The 14,833-nt window shown below is 71.3% G+C and carries 17 protein-coding genes, 1 pseudogene and 1 riboswitch; of the genes and pseudogenes, 7 read left to right on the top strand and 11 right to left on the bottom strand.

The window, feature by feature from the left end:
- Positions 1-76 precede the first annotated feature (76 nt).
- Complete coding sequence (locus ATM97_RS11470; protein WP_218717966.1) at positions 77-931, top strand: AraC family transcriptional regulator; 855 nt, start codon at positions 77-79, stop codon at positions 929-931.
- Here ATM97_RS11470 and ATM97_RS11465 read toward each other — a convergent pair whose 3' ends face one another.
- Positions 932-1,513 (bottom strand): TerD family protein, encoded by a 582-nt coding sequence (locus tag ATM97_RS11465; RefSeq protein ID WP_218717965.1) that lies wholly within the window; start codon positions 1,511-1,513, stop codon positions 932-934. It lies immediately after the preceding gene.
- A 76-nt stretch (positions 1,514-1,589) separates the two neighbouring features.
- Positions 1,590-2,009: pseudogene (locus tag ATM97_RS11460) on the bottom strand (MgtC/SapB family protein); the annotation flags it as partial.
- A 136-nt stretch (positions 2,010-2,145) separates the two neighbouring features.
- Positions 2,146-2,327, bottom strand: a riboswitch (M-box (ykoK) riboswitch).
- A gap of 153 nt (positions 2,328-2,480) precedes the next feature.
- Between ATM97_RS11460 and ATM97_RS11455 the strand changes: the two are divergent.
- Positions 2,481-3,188 (top strand): hypothetical protein, encoded by a 708-nt coding sequence (locus ATM97_RS11455; RefSeq protein WP_218717964.1) that lies wholly within the window; start codon positions 2,481-2,483, stop codon positions 3,186-3,188.
- A gap of 13 nt (positions 3,189-3,201) precedes the next feature.
- On the opposite strand, the gene ATM97_RS11450 is transcribed toward ATM97_RS11455, so the two are convergent.
- Positions 3,202-4,059 (bottom strand): universal stress protein, encoded by an 858-nt coding sequence (locus ATM97_RS11450; RefSeq protein WP_218717963.1) that lies wholly within the window; start codon positions 4,057-4,059, stop codon positions 3,202-3,204.
- A gap of 228 nt (positions 4,060-4,287) precedes the next feature.
- Here ATM97_RS11450 and ATM97_RS11445 point away from each other — a divergent pair, with 228 nt between their 5' ends.
- Together ATM97_RS11445 and ATM97_RS11440 are read left to right on the top strand one after the other, a co-directional pair.
- Complete coding sequence (locus tag ATM97_RS11445) at positions 4,288-4,545, top strand: hypothetical protein (protein ID WP_218717962.1); 258 nt, start codon at positions 4,288-4,290, stop codon at positions 4,543-4,545.
- 44 nt (positions 4,546-4,589) lie between these two features.
- The gene (locus tag ATM97_RS11440; RefSeq protein ID WP_218717961.1) at positions 4,590-6,272 is read left to right on the top strand and encodes a SulP family inorganic anion transporter; all 1,683 of its coding nucleotides are present in this window, start codon (positions 4,590-4,592) and stop codon (positions 6,270-6,272) included.
- A 5-nt stretch (positions 6,273-6,277) separates the two neighbouring features.
- On the opposite strand, the gene ATM97_RS11435 is transcribed toward ATM97_RS11440, so the two are convergent.
- On the bottom strand, positions 6,278-7,267 hold the full coding sequence (locus ATM97_RS11435; RefSeq protein ID WP_218717960.1) for a hypothetical protein: 990 nt from the start codon (positions 7,265-7,267) through the stop codon (positions 6,278-6,280).
- 80 nt (positions 7,268-7,347) lie between these two features.
- Entirely contained in the window at positions 7,348-7,545 is a 198-nt protein-coding gene (locus tag ATM97_RS11430) for a three-helix bundle dimerization domain-containing protein (protein ID WP_218717959.1), read from the bottom strand.
- Positions 7,546-7,777: 232 nt separating this feature from the next.
- On the opposite strand from ATM97_RS11430, the gene ATM97_RS11425 reads away from it, so the two are divergent.
- Positions 7,778-8,578 (top strand): alpha/beta fold hydrolase, encoded by an 801-nt coding sequence (locus tag ATM97_RS11425; RefSeq protein ID WP_218717958.1) that lies wholly within the window; start codon positions 7,778-7,780, stop codon positions 8,576-8,578.
- Between the two features lie 51 nt (positions 8,579-8,629).
- On the opposite strand, the gene ATM97_RS11420 is transcribed toward ATM97_RS11425, so the two are convergent.
- The 3 genes from ATM97_RS11420 to ATM97_RS11410 all read right to left on the bottom strand — a co-directional run bounded on the left by ATM97_RS11420 (position 8,630) and on the right by ATM97_RS11410 (position 10,921).
- Positions 8,630-9,226: an ABC transporter permease gene (locus tag ATM97_RS11420; protein ID WP_218717957.1), complete on the bottom strand. Its 597-nt coding sequence runs from the start codon at positions 9,224-9,226 to the stop codon at positions 8,630-8,632.
- Between the two features lie 30 nt (positions 9,227-9,256).
- Positions 9,257-10,279 carry a medium chain dehydrogenase/reductase family protein gene (locus ATM97_RS11415; RefSeq protein WP_218717956.1) on the bottom strand — a complete coding sequence of 341 codons (1,023 nt, stop codon included), beginning with the start codon at positions 10,277-10,279 and terminating at the stop codon, positions 9,257-9,259.
- Between the two features lie 72 nt (positions 10,280-10,351).
- Entirely contained in the window at positions 10,352-10,921 is a 570-nt protein-coding gene (locus ATM97_RS11410; protein WP_218717955.1) for a TetR/AcrR family transcriptional regulator, read from the bottom strand.
- A 157-nt stretch (positions 10,922-11,078) separates the two neighbouring features.
- Between ATM97_RS11410 and ATM97_RS11405 the strand changes: the two genes are divergently transcribed.
- Positions 11,079-11,588: a universal stress protein gene (locus ATM97_RS11405; protein ID WP_218717954.1), complete on the top strand. Its 510-nt coding sequence runs from the start codon at positions 11,079-11,081 to the stop codon at positions 11,586-11,588.
- Between the two features lie 22 nt (positions 11,589-11,610).
- On the opposite strand, the gene ATM97_RS11400 is transcribed toward ATM97_RS11405, so the two are convergent.
- Genes ATM97_RS11400 through ATM97_RS11390 form a run of 3 tightly spaced genes read right to left on the bottom strand, consistent with a single transcriptional unit; the run spans position 11,611 to position 14,277 of the window.
- Entirely contained in the window at positions 11,611-12,366 is a 756-nt protein-coding gene (locus tag ATM97_RS11400; protein WP_255587572.1) for a MerR family transcriptional regulator, read from the bottom strand.
- A gap of 14 nt (positions 12,367-12,380) precedes the next feature.
- Positions 12,381-13,268 (bottom strand): alpha/beta fold hydrolase, encoded by an 888-nt coding sequence (locus ATM97_RS11395; protein ID WP_218717953.1) that lies wholly within the window; start codon positions 13,266-13,268, stop codon positions 12,381-12,383.
- A 34-nt stretch (positions 13,269-13,302) separates the two neighbouring features.
- Complete coding sequence (locus tag ATM97_RS11390; RefSeq protein ID WP_218717952.1) at positions 13,303-14,277, bottom strand: YafY family protein; 975 nt, start codon at positions 14,275-14,277, stop codon at positions 13,303-13,305.
- Between the two features lie 93 nt (positions 14,278-14,370).
- Here ATM97_RS11390 and ATM97_RS11385 point away from each other — a divergent pair, with 93 nt between their 5' ends.
- The gene (locus tag ATM97_RS11385) at positions 14,371-14,832 is read left to right on the top strand and encodes a VOC family protein (protein ID WP_218717951.1); all 462 of its coding nucleotides are present in this window, start codon (positions 14,371-14,373) and stop codon (positions 14,830-14,832) included.
- Position 14,833: the final 1 nt, after the last annotated feature.

Raw genomic sequence — 14,833 nt, 5'->3', positions numbered from 1 at the left:
TCCAGCTTCGTCGTCGATACGGGCTGAATGGATACGAAAAGTCCGCGATGATTACCGGATCGTCTAACTTTGAGGGATGTCTTCGGTCGATCGCCTGTCACCTCTGCTCGAACAGTTCCGGGTGCGGGCGCACGTGCTGCACACCGGACCGCTGTGCGGCGTCACGCGATTCGGTGCCGAGCAGGGGCGCGGGTTCCTGCACCTGATCCGCGCCGGCGCGCTGACGGTCGAGCATCGCGATCCGCTCGGTGCGCCGCAGCGGCTGGCGGTGGCCGAGCCGAGCGTGCTGTTCTACCCCCGGCCGCTGGCGCACATCTTCCATACCGATGCCCACGGGGATAACGATTTCGCCTGTGCCACAGTCGATTTCGATGGCGGGTCGAACCATCCCCTGGCTCGGGCGCTGCCCGCGGTGGTGGTCGTTCCGCTCGCGCGGGTCGACGGGCTCGATCAGGCGCTGGAGTTGCTGTTCGGCGAGATCGACCGGCATCGGTGCGGACATCGGGTGCTCGCGGATCGCCTCTTCGAAGTGGTGCTCCTGCAACTGCTGCGCTGGCTGCTCGACCACCCGGACGACATCGCGATGCCGCCCGGCCTGCTCACCGGTATCGCCGATCCCCAGCTCGCCCCCACCTTGCTCGCGATGCACGAAGCGCCGGGCGACAACTGGACACTGGCGAGCATGGCCCGGCACGCCGCCATGTCGCGCAGTGCCTTCGCCGCCCGGTTCCGGGCCGTCCTCGGGCAGACACCGCTGGACTATCTGACCGCGTGGCGGCTCACGCTCGCCCAGCTGCGTCTGCAGACCGGGCACTCGGTGAAAGCCGTCGCCGCCGAGCTCGGCTACGCCAACAGCTCGGCCCTGTCGCGGGTGTTCACCCAGCGGGTCGGCAGGTCGCCGACGGCCTGGCTGGCCGAGCTGGGTGACTGACTACTGGATCGCGAAGCGCAGCAGGGCCTGGCGGTCGCCCTGCTTGATCTTGCCCTTGCGGTCGAGTACTTCCAGCTGCCAGACCGGGCCGTTGCGGAATGCCCTGGCGATCGCGTTGGCGTTCTCCTGGCCGAGCAGGGAGGGCCAGATGTCGGCGACCGGCTGGCTGTCGGCGCCGGTGGCGTCGTAGATCTTGAACGAGACGTTGTTGGCCTTCTCGAACGAGGACCCCTTCTTGAAGGCGGCGGCGACGAACACGATCGCGTCGATGCCGGGCGGGACGTCGGCGAAGGTGACGTGCACGGTCTCGTCGTCGCCCGCGGCCGCACCGGTCTGTTCGTCACCGGTGTGCACCACCGCGCCGTTGCCCAGTGGGTTCAGGGAATCCAATCCGGCGAACCGGACCGGCTCCCCACCCTGCAACAGGACCGCGATCAGATCCAGGTCGACACCGCGCTTGCGCCGCGCGATCCCGAGCAGCCCGCCGCTGGATCCGGCCGACGGGTCCCAGCTCACCCCCACGCTCATCTTGGTGATGCCGGCGAGGTCGGCCGCGCCGTCTTCCTTCTTCAGCGTAATCACGATTCCAGGCTACGGACTGGTGGAGCGGGCTGCAGGGCAACAGAATTCACACCGACCGGTGCGCGGCTGTTTCGGGCTCCGGCTGCCGGTCCACCGCGCGTCCCGCCGCCCGTAGCGCCACGTTGGTGACGACGACGGCGACCGTGCCCGCCGCCGCGGTGGCGTACATGCCCGCGCCGGCGAGCGCGCCCACCGCCGCCGCGCACCACAGCGTGGCCGCGGTGTTCAAGCCGCGGATATTGACGCCGTCGCGCAGGATCACCCCGGCCCCGAGAAACCCGATGCCGGAGACGATCTGCGCCGCCACCCGCGTCGGATCGGCATCGGCGCCGTGAAAACCGTTGGCGGACAGGAGAACGAACAACGCGGACCCGGCGGCGACGAGCGCATTGGTCCGCAGCCCGGCCATCCGGGCACGATACTGACGCTCGATCCCGATCAGCGCACCGAGACCGATCCCCGCGCCGAGGCGGAGCAGCATTTCCAGAGTCGACATGACGACCACACCTTCCGGCGTGCGGCGGTGTCGCTCAGCGCGCGGACGCGGCGGCGATCACCGTGTGAACGAGGGACAGCACAGCTCTATGACTTCCGTCGGGCACGACAACCACCTCCTCACGCGACCTCCCGGCCGCTGCCACTTCCTCGTAAGACCTTCGGCACTCCACGGCGTGAACCCGCGCACCGCTCGGTGCCGGGAGCCAATCGGGGCAACCCCTTAAGCCGGGGAAACCTGTCCTGACCCGGGGCGTCTCTCGACGTTCGGGGTCGCTGGCCTGTATCCGTGAAGGAGCCTCAGCGAACGACGGCACCTTGCGCCCACCAGTAAACCCCCGGCTACCGATTCCCGCAACCCAGTTTGTGTATTTCCCGAGTTACGTTGATTACCAATATGTTTCGCAATCTACAATCGATGCGGGCAGCCTTCGCTTTCCTCGCCGGGTTCAGACGATTTTCGAGGGGTGAGATGGGCACACGCGAGTGGATTGCCGAGAAGGTGGAGGAGTCCAGGGAAGCCACCTACAAGGTGCACCTGCGGGGCGAGCAGGTGCTGGTCGTCGAGCGGACACACGGTCTCTCGCCCGCCACCGTGTTGTGCCTGGAGCGCTCGCCCGCCGACTTCACCGCCGCGGATCTGGATGCGATCTGTACGCAGGTCCCGGAAGTCGACTTCGTGGTGGGAACGCGGTCGAGTCCGATCGCGCATCAGACCTACCACCGTGCCGACATGCTCGGCATCGGGATCGGATCTCTCGGCGACCTGTTGTTCGCGCTGCGTCACGAGGATGTGGCGAGCGCGCGGACGAAGGAACGTGTCTTCGTCGAGAACGGGTTCGCCGGCCATACGGGCGTGGAGAGTTTCGGCCGGATCGCGAAGCGGGCGTACGAGATCGTGCTCCGAGCCGCGGACGCCCGGACCAGGCGGGTCGTGATCACGAAGGAACCCGAACTGTCCGCCGAGGAGGTGAGCGGACTCGTGGCCGAACACCGCACGCTCGCCCTCGACTCCATCGCGTCGAGCAACCCCGCGACCCGGGGGTTCGGCCCCGACGCCCGCGACACGGCCTGCTCGGCGGGTGTCGCGTTGTTCACCTGGAAATCCCTCCTCGCCGACCTCGCCAGGGAGGCCGGCGTGCCGGGCGGGACACCACGCCCGCAGACCGAGTCACGGTGAGGAAGGGACGCGGTCAGCGCAGGGACTCCGGGCGGGTGATGAGGAGGGGTCGGGAGGTGCCGTGGAGGACGGCCTGGGCGACCGAGCCGAGGGTGGTGCGGGCGGCACCACCGCGGCCGTGGCTGCCGACGACGATCAGCTGGGCGCCCGCGGCGGCGGTGAGGATGGCTCTGGCCGGGCGGTCCTCGACGACGATGCGCTCGACGCGCACGTCGGGGTACTTCTCGCGATAGCCCGCCAGGCTCGCCGAGAGCTCGGCCTCGGCCTCGGCGCGCATCGTCGCCCGCGAGTCGTAGCGGAAGAACTCCGACCAGGCGTGCACCGCGATCACCCGGACATCGCGTCGGCTCGCCTCGTCGAAGCCCTGCGCGATCGCGTCCGCGTCGGCGCCGGAACCGGCCACGCCCACCACCACCGCGCCGCCGGCGACCGGCGCTTCCGGCACCACGGCCACCGGGCAGGACGCGTGCCGGGCGATGGCGGTGCTGACCGAGCCGAGCAGGGTGCGCCGCAGGGCGCCGAGTCCCCGGCTGCCGACCACCACCAGCCGGGCCCGCTCGCTGCGGTCCCGCAGCACCGCGCGCGCGTCACCGACCTCGACGAAGGTGTTCACGACGAGCTGATCGGCGGCGACGAGCGCCGCCGCCTCCGCGACCACGGATTCGCCGTGAGCGTAGAGCGCCGCACCGTCGAAGAGCGGACCGCTGAGGCCGGGCCCGTACTCGATCGGGACCTCGACGGCGTAGCCGATCACCAGCGGCGCTCGATGGTGGGCGGCGTACGCCGCGGCCCAGCGCACCGCGAACAGCGACTGTGCCGAACCATCGACACCGACGACGACCGGGCGGCAAGAGTGTTCGGAAAGGGACATGACGGCCTCTCTGTCCCGTTCACCCTGCGTTCCGGGCTTCGCGCCGGAACAGGGCCGCAGGACCTGAGCGCCAGGGACTTCGGTCCCTTCAGTCCAGCGGCGCCGACCAGCGGAGGAGGGTGCCGCCCTCGGGCCGTGCGATCGCGGCGAAGGCACCGCCCGCGGCCGCGGCCCTGGCAGCCGGATCGGCCGGCCCGCTGCGCCGGATCACCTCGGGGGGCGACGCCGATGCCGTCGTCGGTCACCTCGTCGCACACCACGAGTTCCACCGCGACCGTGCGCGCCTTCGCGTGCCGCACGACGTTGCTCACCGCGGTACCCCGGCCCGCGCGCGATCCGGTCGCGGTCGGCAGCACGGTGGTCAGGACGCCGGTGACCGGTCCGTTCGCGCGCAGCGGCAGGGTGAGCACGGGCCCGAGGTCCGCGATCGAGACGAAGTCCGGCTCGTGGTCGGGGGGATCGGAGACTCGCGTCCCGATCCGGTGACGTCTCCGCCGCCCACGCGCGCGACGGCGCACAATATCGGCACTGTGTTGGAGCACGTACTGCCCGGATTGCGGCAGTTCCGGAACTATCAGCGCGCCTGGCTGCGGTCGGACGTGGTCGCGGGTGTGACCGTTGCCGCGTACCTGATCCCGCAGGTGATGGCCTACGCGACCGTCGCCGGGCTGCCGCCCGTGGTCGGGCTGTGGGCCACGATCGCACCGCTGGCGGTGTACGTGCTGCTGGCGACCTCGCGGCAGCTCTCCGTCGGCCCCGAGTCGACGACGGCGCTGCTGACCGCGGTCGCGCTGGCGCCGCTGGCCGCGGGCGACCCGTCGCGCTATGCCGCGCTGGCCGCGCTACTCGCCCTGCTGGTCGGGGCGTTGTGCCTGGTGGGCGCGGTGGCCCGGCTCGGGGTGCTGGCCGATCTGCTGTCGCGTCCGGTGCTGGTCGGCTACCTGGCGGGCACCGCCGGGCTGATGATCGCCGGGCAGCTGGGGCGGGTCACCGGCGTGCCGGTGGACGGCACCTCGGTGATCGAGCAGGTGCATTCGTTCGCGGCCGGTATCGCCGCGTGGCATCCGGCGACCGCTCTGCTGGCAGGCACCGTCCTGGTCGCCCTGCTGATCCTGGCGAAGTGGGCGCCGCGGGCGCCGGGGCCGCTGCTGGCGGTGCTGGCCGCGACGGTGGCGGTGGCGGTGTTCTCGTTGCAGGACTTCGGCATCGAGGTGGTGGGGGAGGTGCCCGCAGGCCTGCCGACGCCGGGTCTGCCCGCCCTCGGGTTCGCCGATATGGCGGCCCTGGTGCTCCCCGCCGCGGGCATCGCGGTCGTCGGTTTCTCCGATAACGCGCTGACCGCACGGGCCTTCGCCGCCCGGCACGGCGAGCGGATCCAGGCCAATACCGAGCTCGCCGCCCTCGGCGCGACGAATGTGGCGGCCGCGTTCACCCACGGATTCCCGGTGAGCTGCAGCGGTAGCCGCACCACCATCGCCGACCTGATGGGCGCCCGCAGCCAGCTCTACACCCTGGTGACCCTCGCCGCGGTGCTGATCGTGCTGTTCGGCGCGACCGGGGTGCTGGCCGAGTTCCCGATGGCGGCGCTGGGCGCGCTGGTCGTCTACGCGGCGCTGCGGCTGATCGATGTGCGGGAGTTCCGCCGGATCGCCCGGTTCCGGCGCAGCGAACTCCTTCTCGCGCTCGGCACCGTCGTCGCGGTGCTGGTGTTCGGTGTCCTCTACGGCGTGCTCGTCGCGATCGCGCTGTCGGTGTTCGACCTGCTGCGCCGGATCGCGCGCGGGCACGACGCCATCCTCGGTTTCGTCCCCGGCCTCGAGGGCATGCACGACGTGGACGACTATCCCGAGGCGAAACCCCTTGCCGGACTGGTGGTGTACCGCTACGACGCGCCCCTGTGCTTTGCCAACGCCGAGGACTTCCGCAAGCGCGCGCTGGCTGCCGTCGACTGGTGGGCCGAGCGCAGCGGTGAACCCGTGCGCTGGTTCGTGCTCAACGCCGAAGCCAATGTCGAGGTCGACCTCACCGCCCTCGACGCCGTGGAGCAGGTTCGCGACGAACTGGCCGCGCGCGGTGTGGTTTTCGCGATGGCCCGGGTCAAACAGGATCTGCGCGACGACTTGGACGCGGCCGGTCTCACCGAGCGCGTCGGCACCGATCGCCTGTTTCCCACCCTGCCGACCGCGATCGAGGCCTTCCGGAAGGCCACGTAGCGGTGTCACTTCTCGGTGAGTACCTCGGCCAGCGGTCGACGCGGCGTGGGCGGACGGCGCACGTCGACGGGGGCGATGCCGATCCGGACGACGACCTGCGGGACACCGGGCCGCCCGGCCAGACCGGCCAGCAGGCGCCGGTTCGCGGCGAGTTCGGTGATATGGGTCAGCGCGCAGGTCGACAGGCCCGACGCGGTGCACTCGAGCAGCACCGCCGAGAGCGCCTCACCCGCGCGCAGCCAGTCCAGCGGGGACTCCGCGCCGGTGGTCAGCACGGCCAGGCGGGCGTGATCGTCGTCGAGATCTCCGCGACGCGCCGAGCGCCCCGGTGCCGGGAACGCGCGCGCGACGCCCACCCGGGCCAGCTCGGATTCCGAGGGCAGCGCCGTGGGCGGCACGCCGTCGGGTTGGTCGGAATGTCCAGCCCACCAGCGGAGTTCGGCCTGGTATTGCCTGTCGTACTGGCGTAGTGCGCTCGCCTGCTCGGACGCGGTGGTCATCCGGGGGCGCGAGTCCTCCGGCAGCAGATCCACATCCAGATCGTGCGGCGCGACGAGTGCCCCGATGGTGGACATGACCGAGGACAAGCCGATCGGTGCCGCCATCGGCAGCCGGTCGGTGTAGCGGCGGTCGATCGCCTCCGCGCGGCGCAGTTCGCCGATCGGTGGATCGGGCCACGGCTGGAACCGGACGCGGGCCAACAGATCCGGGCGATCCGGCTCGGGCAGCCGGGTGACGTCGGTGTGCCAGTGGGCCGCGGCGAACGCGGTCCGCACATGGTGCAGCACCGCCCCGCAGCTGATCACCGCCTGGCGTCCGGTCGGGTCCGCGGCCGTCAGCCCGCGGGTGGTGTCGCGGCACAGCTCCAGGGTGGTGCCGTCGAAGATCCAGCGCCACGGCTGGGTGTTGTGCACCGACGGTGCCCGGCATCCGAGCCGGATCGCCGCGCGCACCGTGGGATGGTCGGGGATCGGGAGCACCGGCTGCTCGGTCATGTCATCGAGCCTGATTCGCGATGCCCGCGGCCGATACGGTCGTTACGCCCTTTCGGCGGGGACCGAAGTCACTCATCGGCTCAGGCCGGTGGGGCGGACAGGCTGCGGGTGGCGCGGCGCTCGACCAGCAGCGGAACGAAGTCGCGGACGTGCACGTCGGCGAATCGGTCGTAGGCCGTGTGGACGGTGTCGGCGATGTATTCGGGGGCGATGCTGGGATATCGCTGCGTGAGTCGGATGACGACTTCGTCGATCTGCTGGGCTTCGTCGGTGGCCATGAGTCCATGGTCAGTGTGGGTCGATCGGGGGTCAATGGATTGCGCGGATCGTTTGCCAGATGTTGCCGGAGCGGTACCTGGTCCCGCGGGCGACCGTGGAGGTGGTCCGGTGCGCGGGGCCCGCCGGGGCACGACGATACTGGGCGGCGGGCGATCGCCGATGTCGCCACGTCGCCCGGATCCGCGCCGCACGTCAACTGAATCCGAGATCGCCGGGAGAGGTAGACCGATCATGAGCAGAATCCGACCGACTACAGCCGTCGCACTGGCCGCCGGGCTGAGCGCCTGCGTGCTCACCGCCGCGCCCGCCCTGGCCGCCGAGAACCCGACCGTGGTGCTGGTGCACGGCGCGTTCGCCGACACCACCAGCTGGGACGGTGTCGCCGCCGCCCTGCGCGCCGACGGCTATCGCGTGGTCGTGCCGGACAATCCGCTGCGCGGACCGGCCAACGACGCCGCGGCCGTCGAGCGCGCCATCGCCGGGATCGACGGGCCGATCGTGCTGGTCGGCCACTCCTACGGGGGTGCGGTGATCACCAATGTCGACGATCCCGATGTCACCGCCCTGGTCTACATCGCGGCCTTCGCCCCGGTGCCGGGCGAACCGACCCAACTCCTGCTCGACCCGATCCGCTTCCCCGGCAGCAGGCTGCTGCCCCCGGTCCTGCAACTCGAGCTGGTCGACGACAGCCAGGGCGTCGCGGGCAAGAACCTCGACGGCTACGTCGATCCGGCCTCGTTCCACGAGGTGTTCGCCCAAGACGTCGACGACGCGACCGCCGCCGAGATGATCGCCCACCAGCGCTCGATCGCCGTCGCCGCCAACCTGGAGCTGTCGGGTCCCGCCGCCTGGCAGCACCTGCCGAGCTGGTATCTGGTCTCCGGCGAGGACCGGGTCATCCCGCCCGCGTCCCAGCGCTTCATGGCGGGCCGGATCGGCGCCACCACGAGCGAGATCCCCGCCTCGCACGCCTCTCTCGTCGCGCAGCCGCAGGCTGTGGCCGAGGTCATCGAGCGGGCCGCCGGGAGCTGACCCGCCGACTGCCCGCGCGGCGTGGCCGGGCGGGCAGTCGGGGGAGTGGCGTCAGGCGGCCATGGCCCGCCGCCGGGGTTCGATCGCCGCGGCGAGCAGGTAGCTGCCGCCGCCCGCGACGGCCAGCACCCAGTACGGGCTCGCGCCGTCGAGGAGGAGGGCGGCCGTGGAGGTGAGGGCCAGCCAGGCGCCGAGCGCGTATTGCAGGACGTCGCGGTAGGCGGCGCCGCCGGCGAGATAGAGCAGGCCGACGATCAGGCCCGAACCGGTGGGCCACAGCAGCATCTTCAGATCGTCTTGGGCCAGTGCCGAACTCAGCGCGGTGATGACGAAGAACAGCGCGCCGAACCCGACCAGCCACGACGCCGCGAGCAGCTGGCCGACGACCGCGTCGGCCCCCGTGACGCCGCGCTGGGCCCGCATGGTGACGACGCTGGTGATCACCATCGCGATCAGCAGCCCCGCGATCAGCAGCGCGCTCGGCGCCGCCGCGGGCAGCCGCACCAGCGGATCGGCGCCGTGGGACAGGGCGTAGGCGCCGTGCCCGAGCAACCAGGCCAGCCCGAAACTCAGGTAGGACGGCCGGTTGTCGAGCAGGACACGCAGGGTGGACGGTCGGGGGTCGGTAGGCGAGATGAGCTGGGACATCACGGATCTCCTGGGTGTGGGCGGAACGGATCAGGCGACGACGACGACTTTGCCGACGACCGTGCGGGACTCGGCGAGCGTCATGGCACGGGCGGCCTCGGTGAGCGGGATGCGCGCGGCGACTTGGGCGCGCAGGTCGCCACGGGCGGCGAGTGCGAAGACCTGGCCCAGGTCCTCGGTGACGCGGGCGCGGAAGGCGGCCTGGCGGCGCTTGCCCGCCCACAGATTGAAGAAGTGCGCATTGCGCTTGTTGGGCAACACGTTCCACAGCATCAGTCGCGCGAACAGCTTCAGCACGGGCAGCCGGGAATCGCCCTCGTCGTTCTTGGTGGCCGCGGTGCCGTAGGAGACCAGCGTGCCGTGCGGCGCGAGCAGCGCGAACGAATCGGCGATCCCAGGGCCGCCGATATGGTCGAAGACCGCGTCCACCCCGCCGGGGGCGAGCGCCCGAACCTGCCGCGCCACGTCGCCGCGGTAGTCCACCCAGGTCGCGCCGAGCGCGCGCACGGCCTCGGCGTGGCGGGCCGAGGCCGTCCCGATGACCTGAATTCCGTTGGCGCGGGCCAACTGCACCAGCGTCGAACCGACCCCGCCGTTGGCGCCGTGCACCAGGATCGTCTGTCCCGCGCGGACGCGGGCGGTCCGGAAGAGCATCTGCCAGGCGGTGATTCCGTTGACGACGAAGGTCTCCGCCTCGGCGGCATCGAGCGCGGCGGGCACCGGCACCAGGTCGGCCGCGTCGAGCACGGTGTGACTGGCCCAGCCGCCGATCTTGGTGAGCGCGGCGACCCGCGTGCCGATCAGCGCCGGGTCGACGTCGGTCCCGACCGCGGTGACGGTCCCGACCAGGTCGTAGCCCGGCACGAACGGGAAAGGCGGCTGGTCGTAGTACTTGCCGCGCCGCATCTGCTGTTCGGCGAAGGACACTCCGCTGGCCTCGACCCGGACAAGGGCCTGCCCGGCGGACGGCGCGGGCAGTTCGCGCTGGGTGATCAGCAGGCCCTCGGGTTCGACGCGGCCGGGCAGGACGATCTCGGTGGCGGTGATGGACATGCGATACTCCTAGTGTGTGACTGGTCAATCACTCGTTGGGTCGAAAAAATGCCCCGCGAGGGGCATCGGGGTTCAGTGGGGTTTGGGGTGGCGGATGCCCGCGGTGACGATCTGTGCCCAGGCGCTGTTGTCGCCGTCGAGCCCGAGGGTGGTGATCAGATGGCAGAGCTGGCCGAAGGCGATGAAGCGCTGGACGTATTCGTCGGCCGCGCCCGAGCGCTGCTTGGCGAGCTCGGTCACCCGGGCCAATCCGTCGCGCAGTGCCGCGCCGATCTCCGGCACGTCCGCCACGGATTGGGCGTGGACCTGCAGCATCAGCAGGCTCTTGTCGCCGATGAGCTCGGCGTAGGCGCCGCCCATGTCGTAGAGGATCTGTTCGGGACTCTCGCCGGTGGACCTCGCCGCACCGCCGGACATGGCCGCCACGATCCGGTCGAAGCACCGCTCGAGCGCCGCGACGAACAGGGCGACCTTGCCGGGGAACAGCTTGAAGACATACGCGGGCGAGATCTGAGCCGTCGCGGCCACCGTGCTGATCGGCGTGCCGTGATACCCGGTCCTGGCGAACTCGACGATCGCGGCATCGACCACGGCATCGCGCCGCACGTCCGACTTGGAGAGGGTGGCTCCGCTCTTGCTCATGTGAGTGACTGTACACTCACTCTTTTCGGGGCGTCAATCCCGACGTGGTGACGACGTCCGTCGCCTGCTTCGGTCGTCGACCGCAGGGCGCATGATGGGAGTACGGGGTAACGGGTGCCCGCCCAGGCGGGCCCGACCGGATATCTCTGGAGGACCGATGACCGAACGGCGAGCGGGGAATCGTGGCGAAGTGCTGCGCGTCGACGGTCCACCGGGCGCCTCGGTGGCTTCCACGCATCTGGTGGTCGGCTACGACCGGCACCGGGCCGGCGAGGTCGCGCTGGGCGTCGCGATCGGCCTGGCCGCCCGGCTCGACGCCCATCTGCACGTCGTCCACGTCATCGACGCCGACGATCTGCCCGACGACCCCGACGCGGCGGAGTGGGAGGACACGGTCGCCGCCATGGTCGACCGCGAACGCGCCGCCGCCTGCGCCCGGCTCGCCGAATGGCCCGGCAACTGGACCTATTACGCGCGCCGCGGCAATCCCGCGCGCGTGCTGGACGCCCTCGCCGAGACCTGCGACGCGTCGATGATCGTGATCGGCGCACCCCGGCCCGGCCTGCGATCCCTCCTCGAACGCCTGCTCGGGGAGTCGGTCTCGGCCCACCTCGTCCACCACGCGCACCGCCCGGTGCTGCTGGTCCCGGCGGGACCCGGCGACTGAAGTCGGACTCCGGCCGGGTGGCTCAGCCGTCGCGGGTGCCTCGGCGTCGCTCGGCGCGGTCGGCGAGGGTTTCGACGATGCGCCGCCAGGCCGGGGAGGCGCCGGCGATGTGGGTGGTGATGAGGTGGTTCGCCGGGCGGGCGGTGTCACCGGCGTGGGCGATCTCCCAGGCGTCCAGGTCGTCGATGAGCTGGTCCAGGCGCGGATCGCGGGGGTCCCAGTCGACGGATCGGTCGCAGGCCAGCAACATCCGCGTCGTCTCCGGGTCGTCGAGGTCGGTGTTCTTCTCGCGCACGCGCTGGGGGAGGACGCGGGGGTCGATGGCCTGCAACAGGATCCAGGAGTCGCGTTCGAGCCGCACCCGCCGTTCGCTGATGCCGAGTGCGCGCATCCGGTTCAGCAGGGTCACCACCTCGGCGGGCAGGACCAGACTCTCGCCGCTGTCGAGCGCGGCGATCCGGCGGCGGTAGTCGGTGAGCTGATCGATCTTGCGCTGGAGCTCGGCGTCGATGGCGGTGACGGCGGCGGCGAACTCGGTCGGCTGGGCGTGCAGCAGCACGTCGATGCGGGCCAGCGGCACCCCGGCATCGGCCAGGGTCCTGATCCGGATGAGATCCACCGCCGCCTGTGCGCTGTAGCGGCGATACCCGGAGGCATCGCGGTCGGGCTCGGGCAGCAGGCCGACGTGGTGGTAGTGGCGCACGGCGCGCACGGTCACCCCGGCCGTCGTCGCGAGCTGGCCGATCGTGAGCACCGTTCCCCTCGGGTCGTCGAACATCGTCGGCGCCGAGTCTAGGGGCGCGCCGCCCGGTCGACGACGTCCCGGATCGCCTGGACCACGGCGTCCGGGCGATCGAAGCAGAGCCGATGGTGGAACGTGTCGGTGAGCAGGCGTTGCTCGCCGTGCGCGACCGCGCCGACCAGCGCCGCGTCCATCCGCGTCTTGGCGTCCTCGAGTTCCCGCTCGGCCGGGTCGCCGGGAACCACGGTCAGGGCGATCACCGGCACGTCCGGAAGGCCGGGCCCGTCCCGCAATTCGGCGGCGAGCGGAACCAGGGTGCGGCGTTCGGTCATGCCGGTGCGCAGCCACGCGTCGCTGCCCTTGGCGTCGAGCAGCGCGTCCCGGATCTCGGCCGGATAGTCCGTGAGCAGTTCGGCGCGCATGGCGCGCATGGCCGGGCGCAGCTCGGCGAGCTGGGCGAGATCGGGACCGAGTCGCTCGGTCGCGGCCAGGCGCGCGCCGCTTGGCACGTACTGGTCCCAGTCGCGGTGGAGGGCATCGAGCCAGACCAGCCCCGCCACCTCGCCCGGGTGCAACTGTGCGAACCGATGCGCGTAGAACCCGCCGAGGGAGTGCGCGGCGAGCACATACGGGCCGGGAATGCCCTGGGCGCGCAACAGCTCCCGCAGTTCCGTGGCGACCGCGCCCGCCGTGCGCGGGAGCGGCAGCGCGTCGCTGTAGCCGGTGCCGCCGCGGTCGTACACGACGGCGGTGGTGAACCGCGAAACCTGTTGCTGGACACCGAAGTAGTCCAGGCCGACGGCACTCGCTCCCGGCAGGAACACGACCGCGGGCCCGCCGCTGCCCGAGCGGAGCACGAAGAGGCGGCGGCCGTCGATCTCCTGGAACGCGCCGACCGGCGGGACGCGGTGCTGCGGGGAGGTGCGGAAGTTCGTCATGCGCCCACTCTCCAACCCTGACGCAGGGTCAAGGTCAACCCCGCTCCGGGATCGTGGTGCCCGCCGCGCGCAGCCGGTCCGCCAGTGTGTGACAGCGCGCCGCCAGATCCGGGGGTTCCAGCACCTCGAAGTCGTGGCCGAGCAGCAGGATCCGCATCAGCAAGATGTCGAGATCGGCAGCACCACTGAGGATTTCGCACGAGTCCCGGTCGCGCTCGCGGACCACGGCGGTGGAGCCGGGGAGCTGGGCCCGGACGGTGTCGGCGGTGGCGTGGACGAGGAAGCGCGCCTGCTCGGCGTAGACCCGGCTCGCCACGCCCTCCTGCACGTAGGTCGCCGCGTCCGGCGCCGCGCGGGGGCGGAACCGCCAGGTGCGCGCGGCGACCTCGGCCATCCGGTCGACGCGAAAGCTGCGCCAGTCGGCCCGGTCGAGGTCGTAGGCGAACAGATACCAGCGCCGATCCGAGGCGACCAGGCGATAGGGTTCGACCCGCCTGCGCCGCGTCGCCCCGGCGGACGGATAGTCGAACGCCGCCTCGACCTCGTCGCGACAGGCCCTGGCCAGGGTGATCAGCACGTCGGGATCCACCGGCGTGTGCCCGGTGCCGAACGACTCCACCGACCCGGTCAGCGCGCGCACCTCGTGCCGCAGCCGGGTCGGCAGCACCCGGTCGAGCTTGGTCAGCGCGCGCAACGCACCGTCGCCGGTGACCGCCCCGCCCGCGCCGACCAGCAGGGAGACGGCGGTGGCGATCGCCTCCTGGTCGTCGAGCAGCAGCGGCGGCAGGTCCTGGCCGGGACCGAGCTGGTACCCGCCGCCGACCCCGTGTCCGGCCCGCACCGGATAACCGAGAGCGCGTAGCCGCTCGATGTCGCGCCGCACCGTGCGCGGGGTGATTCCGAGCCGTTCGGCCAGCTCGGGGCCGGTCCATACCTGCCGTTGCTGAAGCAGTCCGAGCAGGGTGAGTACCCGTTCGGTCTGCCCTCGTTCGTGGTCCGCGGTCGTCATCTCGTCAGCCTGTCAGCAATAGCGGACCTGATCTGTCCGCTATTGCTGTCAGAGTAGGCGAAGCGAATCAGCCGAACGAAAGGGAGCAACCCGATGAGCCGCCATCTCCAGATCACCTTCGACGCCGCCGACCCGAAGGCGCTGTCGACCTTCTGGCGCGAGGTCCTCGGCTATGTGCACCCCGGCCCGCCCGGTGTCGAGTTGCCCGAGGGCGCGGATCCGCTGGCGGCCTGGGACGACTTCCTCGCCCGGATCGGCGTGCCGGAGGATCAGCGCAACACCCGCTCGGCGATCGAGGACCCGGACGGACACGGCCCGCGAGTGTTCTTCCAGCGGGTGCCCGAGGGCAAGGTCGCCAAGAACCGCGTCCACCTCGACGTGCGCGCGGCGCCGGGGCTGCAGGGCGACGAGCGGATGGCTGCCCTGGAAGCCGAGTGCGAACGGCTCGTCGCGCTGGGCGCGACCCGCCTGCGCCGCTTCGAGCCCGAGCCGCCGATGAGCGCGGGATTCATCGTGATGGCCGACCCCGAAGGCAATGAATTCTGCCTCGACTGAC

The organism is Nocardia sp. MH4 (assembly GCF_019266065.1).
Classification (GTDB): domain Bacteria; phylum Actinomycetota; class Actinomycetes; order Mycobacteriales; family Mycobacteriaceae; genus Nocardia; species Nocardia canadensis.
This window is presented reverse-complemented; position numbering and strand designations above follow the sequence as displayed.

Bases quoted from the DNA above. Each gene is read 5' to 3' on its own strand.
- ATM97_RS11410 (WP_218717955.1), bottom strand. From the start codon at position 10,921: ATGAGCAAGAGCGGAGCCACCCTCTCCAAGTCGGACGTGCGGCGCGAT.
- ATM97_RS11390 (WP_218717952.1), bottom strand. From the start codon at position 14,277: ATGACGACCGCGGACCACGAACGAGGGCAGACCGAACGGGTACTCACC.
- ATM97_RS11470 (WP_218717966.1), top strand. From the start codon at position 77: ATGTCTTCGGTCGATCGCCTGTCACCTCTGCTCGAACAGTTCCGGGTG.
- ATM97_RS11450 (WP_218717963.1), bottom strand. From the start codon at position 4,059: ATGTCCCTTTCCGAACACTCTTGCCGCCCGGTCGTCGTCGGTGTCGAT.
- ATM97_RS11425 (WP_218717958.1), top strand. From the start codon at position 7,778: ATGAGCAGAATCCGACCGACTACAGCCGTCGCACTGGCCGCCGGGCTG.
- ATM97_RS11430 (WP_218717959.1), bottom strand. From the start codon at position 7,545: ATGGCCACCGACGAAGCCCAGCAGATCGACGAAGTCGTCATCCGACTC.
- ATM97_RS11435 (WP_218717960.1), bottom strand. From the start codon at position 7,267: ATGACCGAGCAGCCGGTGCTCCCGATCCCCGACCATCCCACGGTGCGC.
- ATM97_RS11455 (WP_218717964.1), top strand. From the start codon at position 2,481: ATGGGCACACGCGAGTGGATTGCCGAGAAGGTGGAGGAGTCCAGGGAA.
- ATM97_RS11445 (WP_218717962.1), top strand. From the start codon at position 4,288: ATGCCGTCGTCGGTCACCTCGTCGCACACCACGAGTTCCACCGCGACC.
- ATM97_RS11395 (WP_218717953.1), bottom strand. From the start codon at position 13,268: ATGACGAACTTCCGCACCTCCCCGCAGCACCGCGTCCCGCCGGTCGGC.
- ATM97_RS11420 (WP_218717957.1), bottom strand. From the start codon at position 9,226: ATGTCCCAGCTCATCTCGCCTACCGACCCCCGACCGTCCACCCTGCGT.
- ATM97_RS11385 (WP_218717951.1), top strand. From the start codon at position 14,371: ATGAGCCGCCATCTCCAGATCACCTTCGACGCCGCCGACCCGAAGGCG.
- ATM97_RS11415 (WP_218717956.1), bottom strand. From the start codon at position 10,279: ATGTCCATCACCGCCACCGAGATCGTCCTGCCCGGCCGCGTCGAACCC.
- ATM97_RS11400 (WP_255587572.1), bottom strand. From the start codon at position 12,366: ATGTTCGACGACCCGAGGGGAACGGTGCTCACGATCGGCCAGCTCGCG.
- ATM97_RS11405 (WP_218717954.1), top strand. From the start codon at position 11,079: ATGACCGAACGGCGAGCGGGGAATCGTGGCGAAGTGCTGCGCGTCGAC.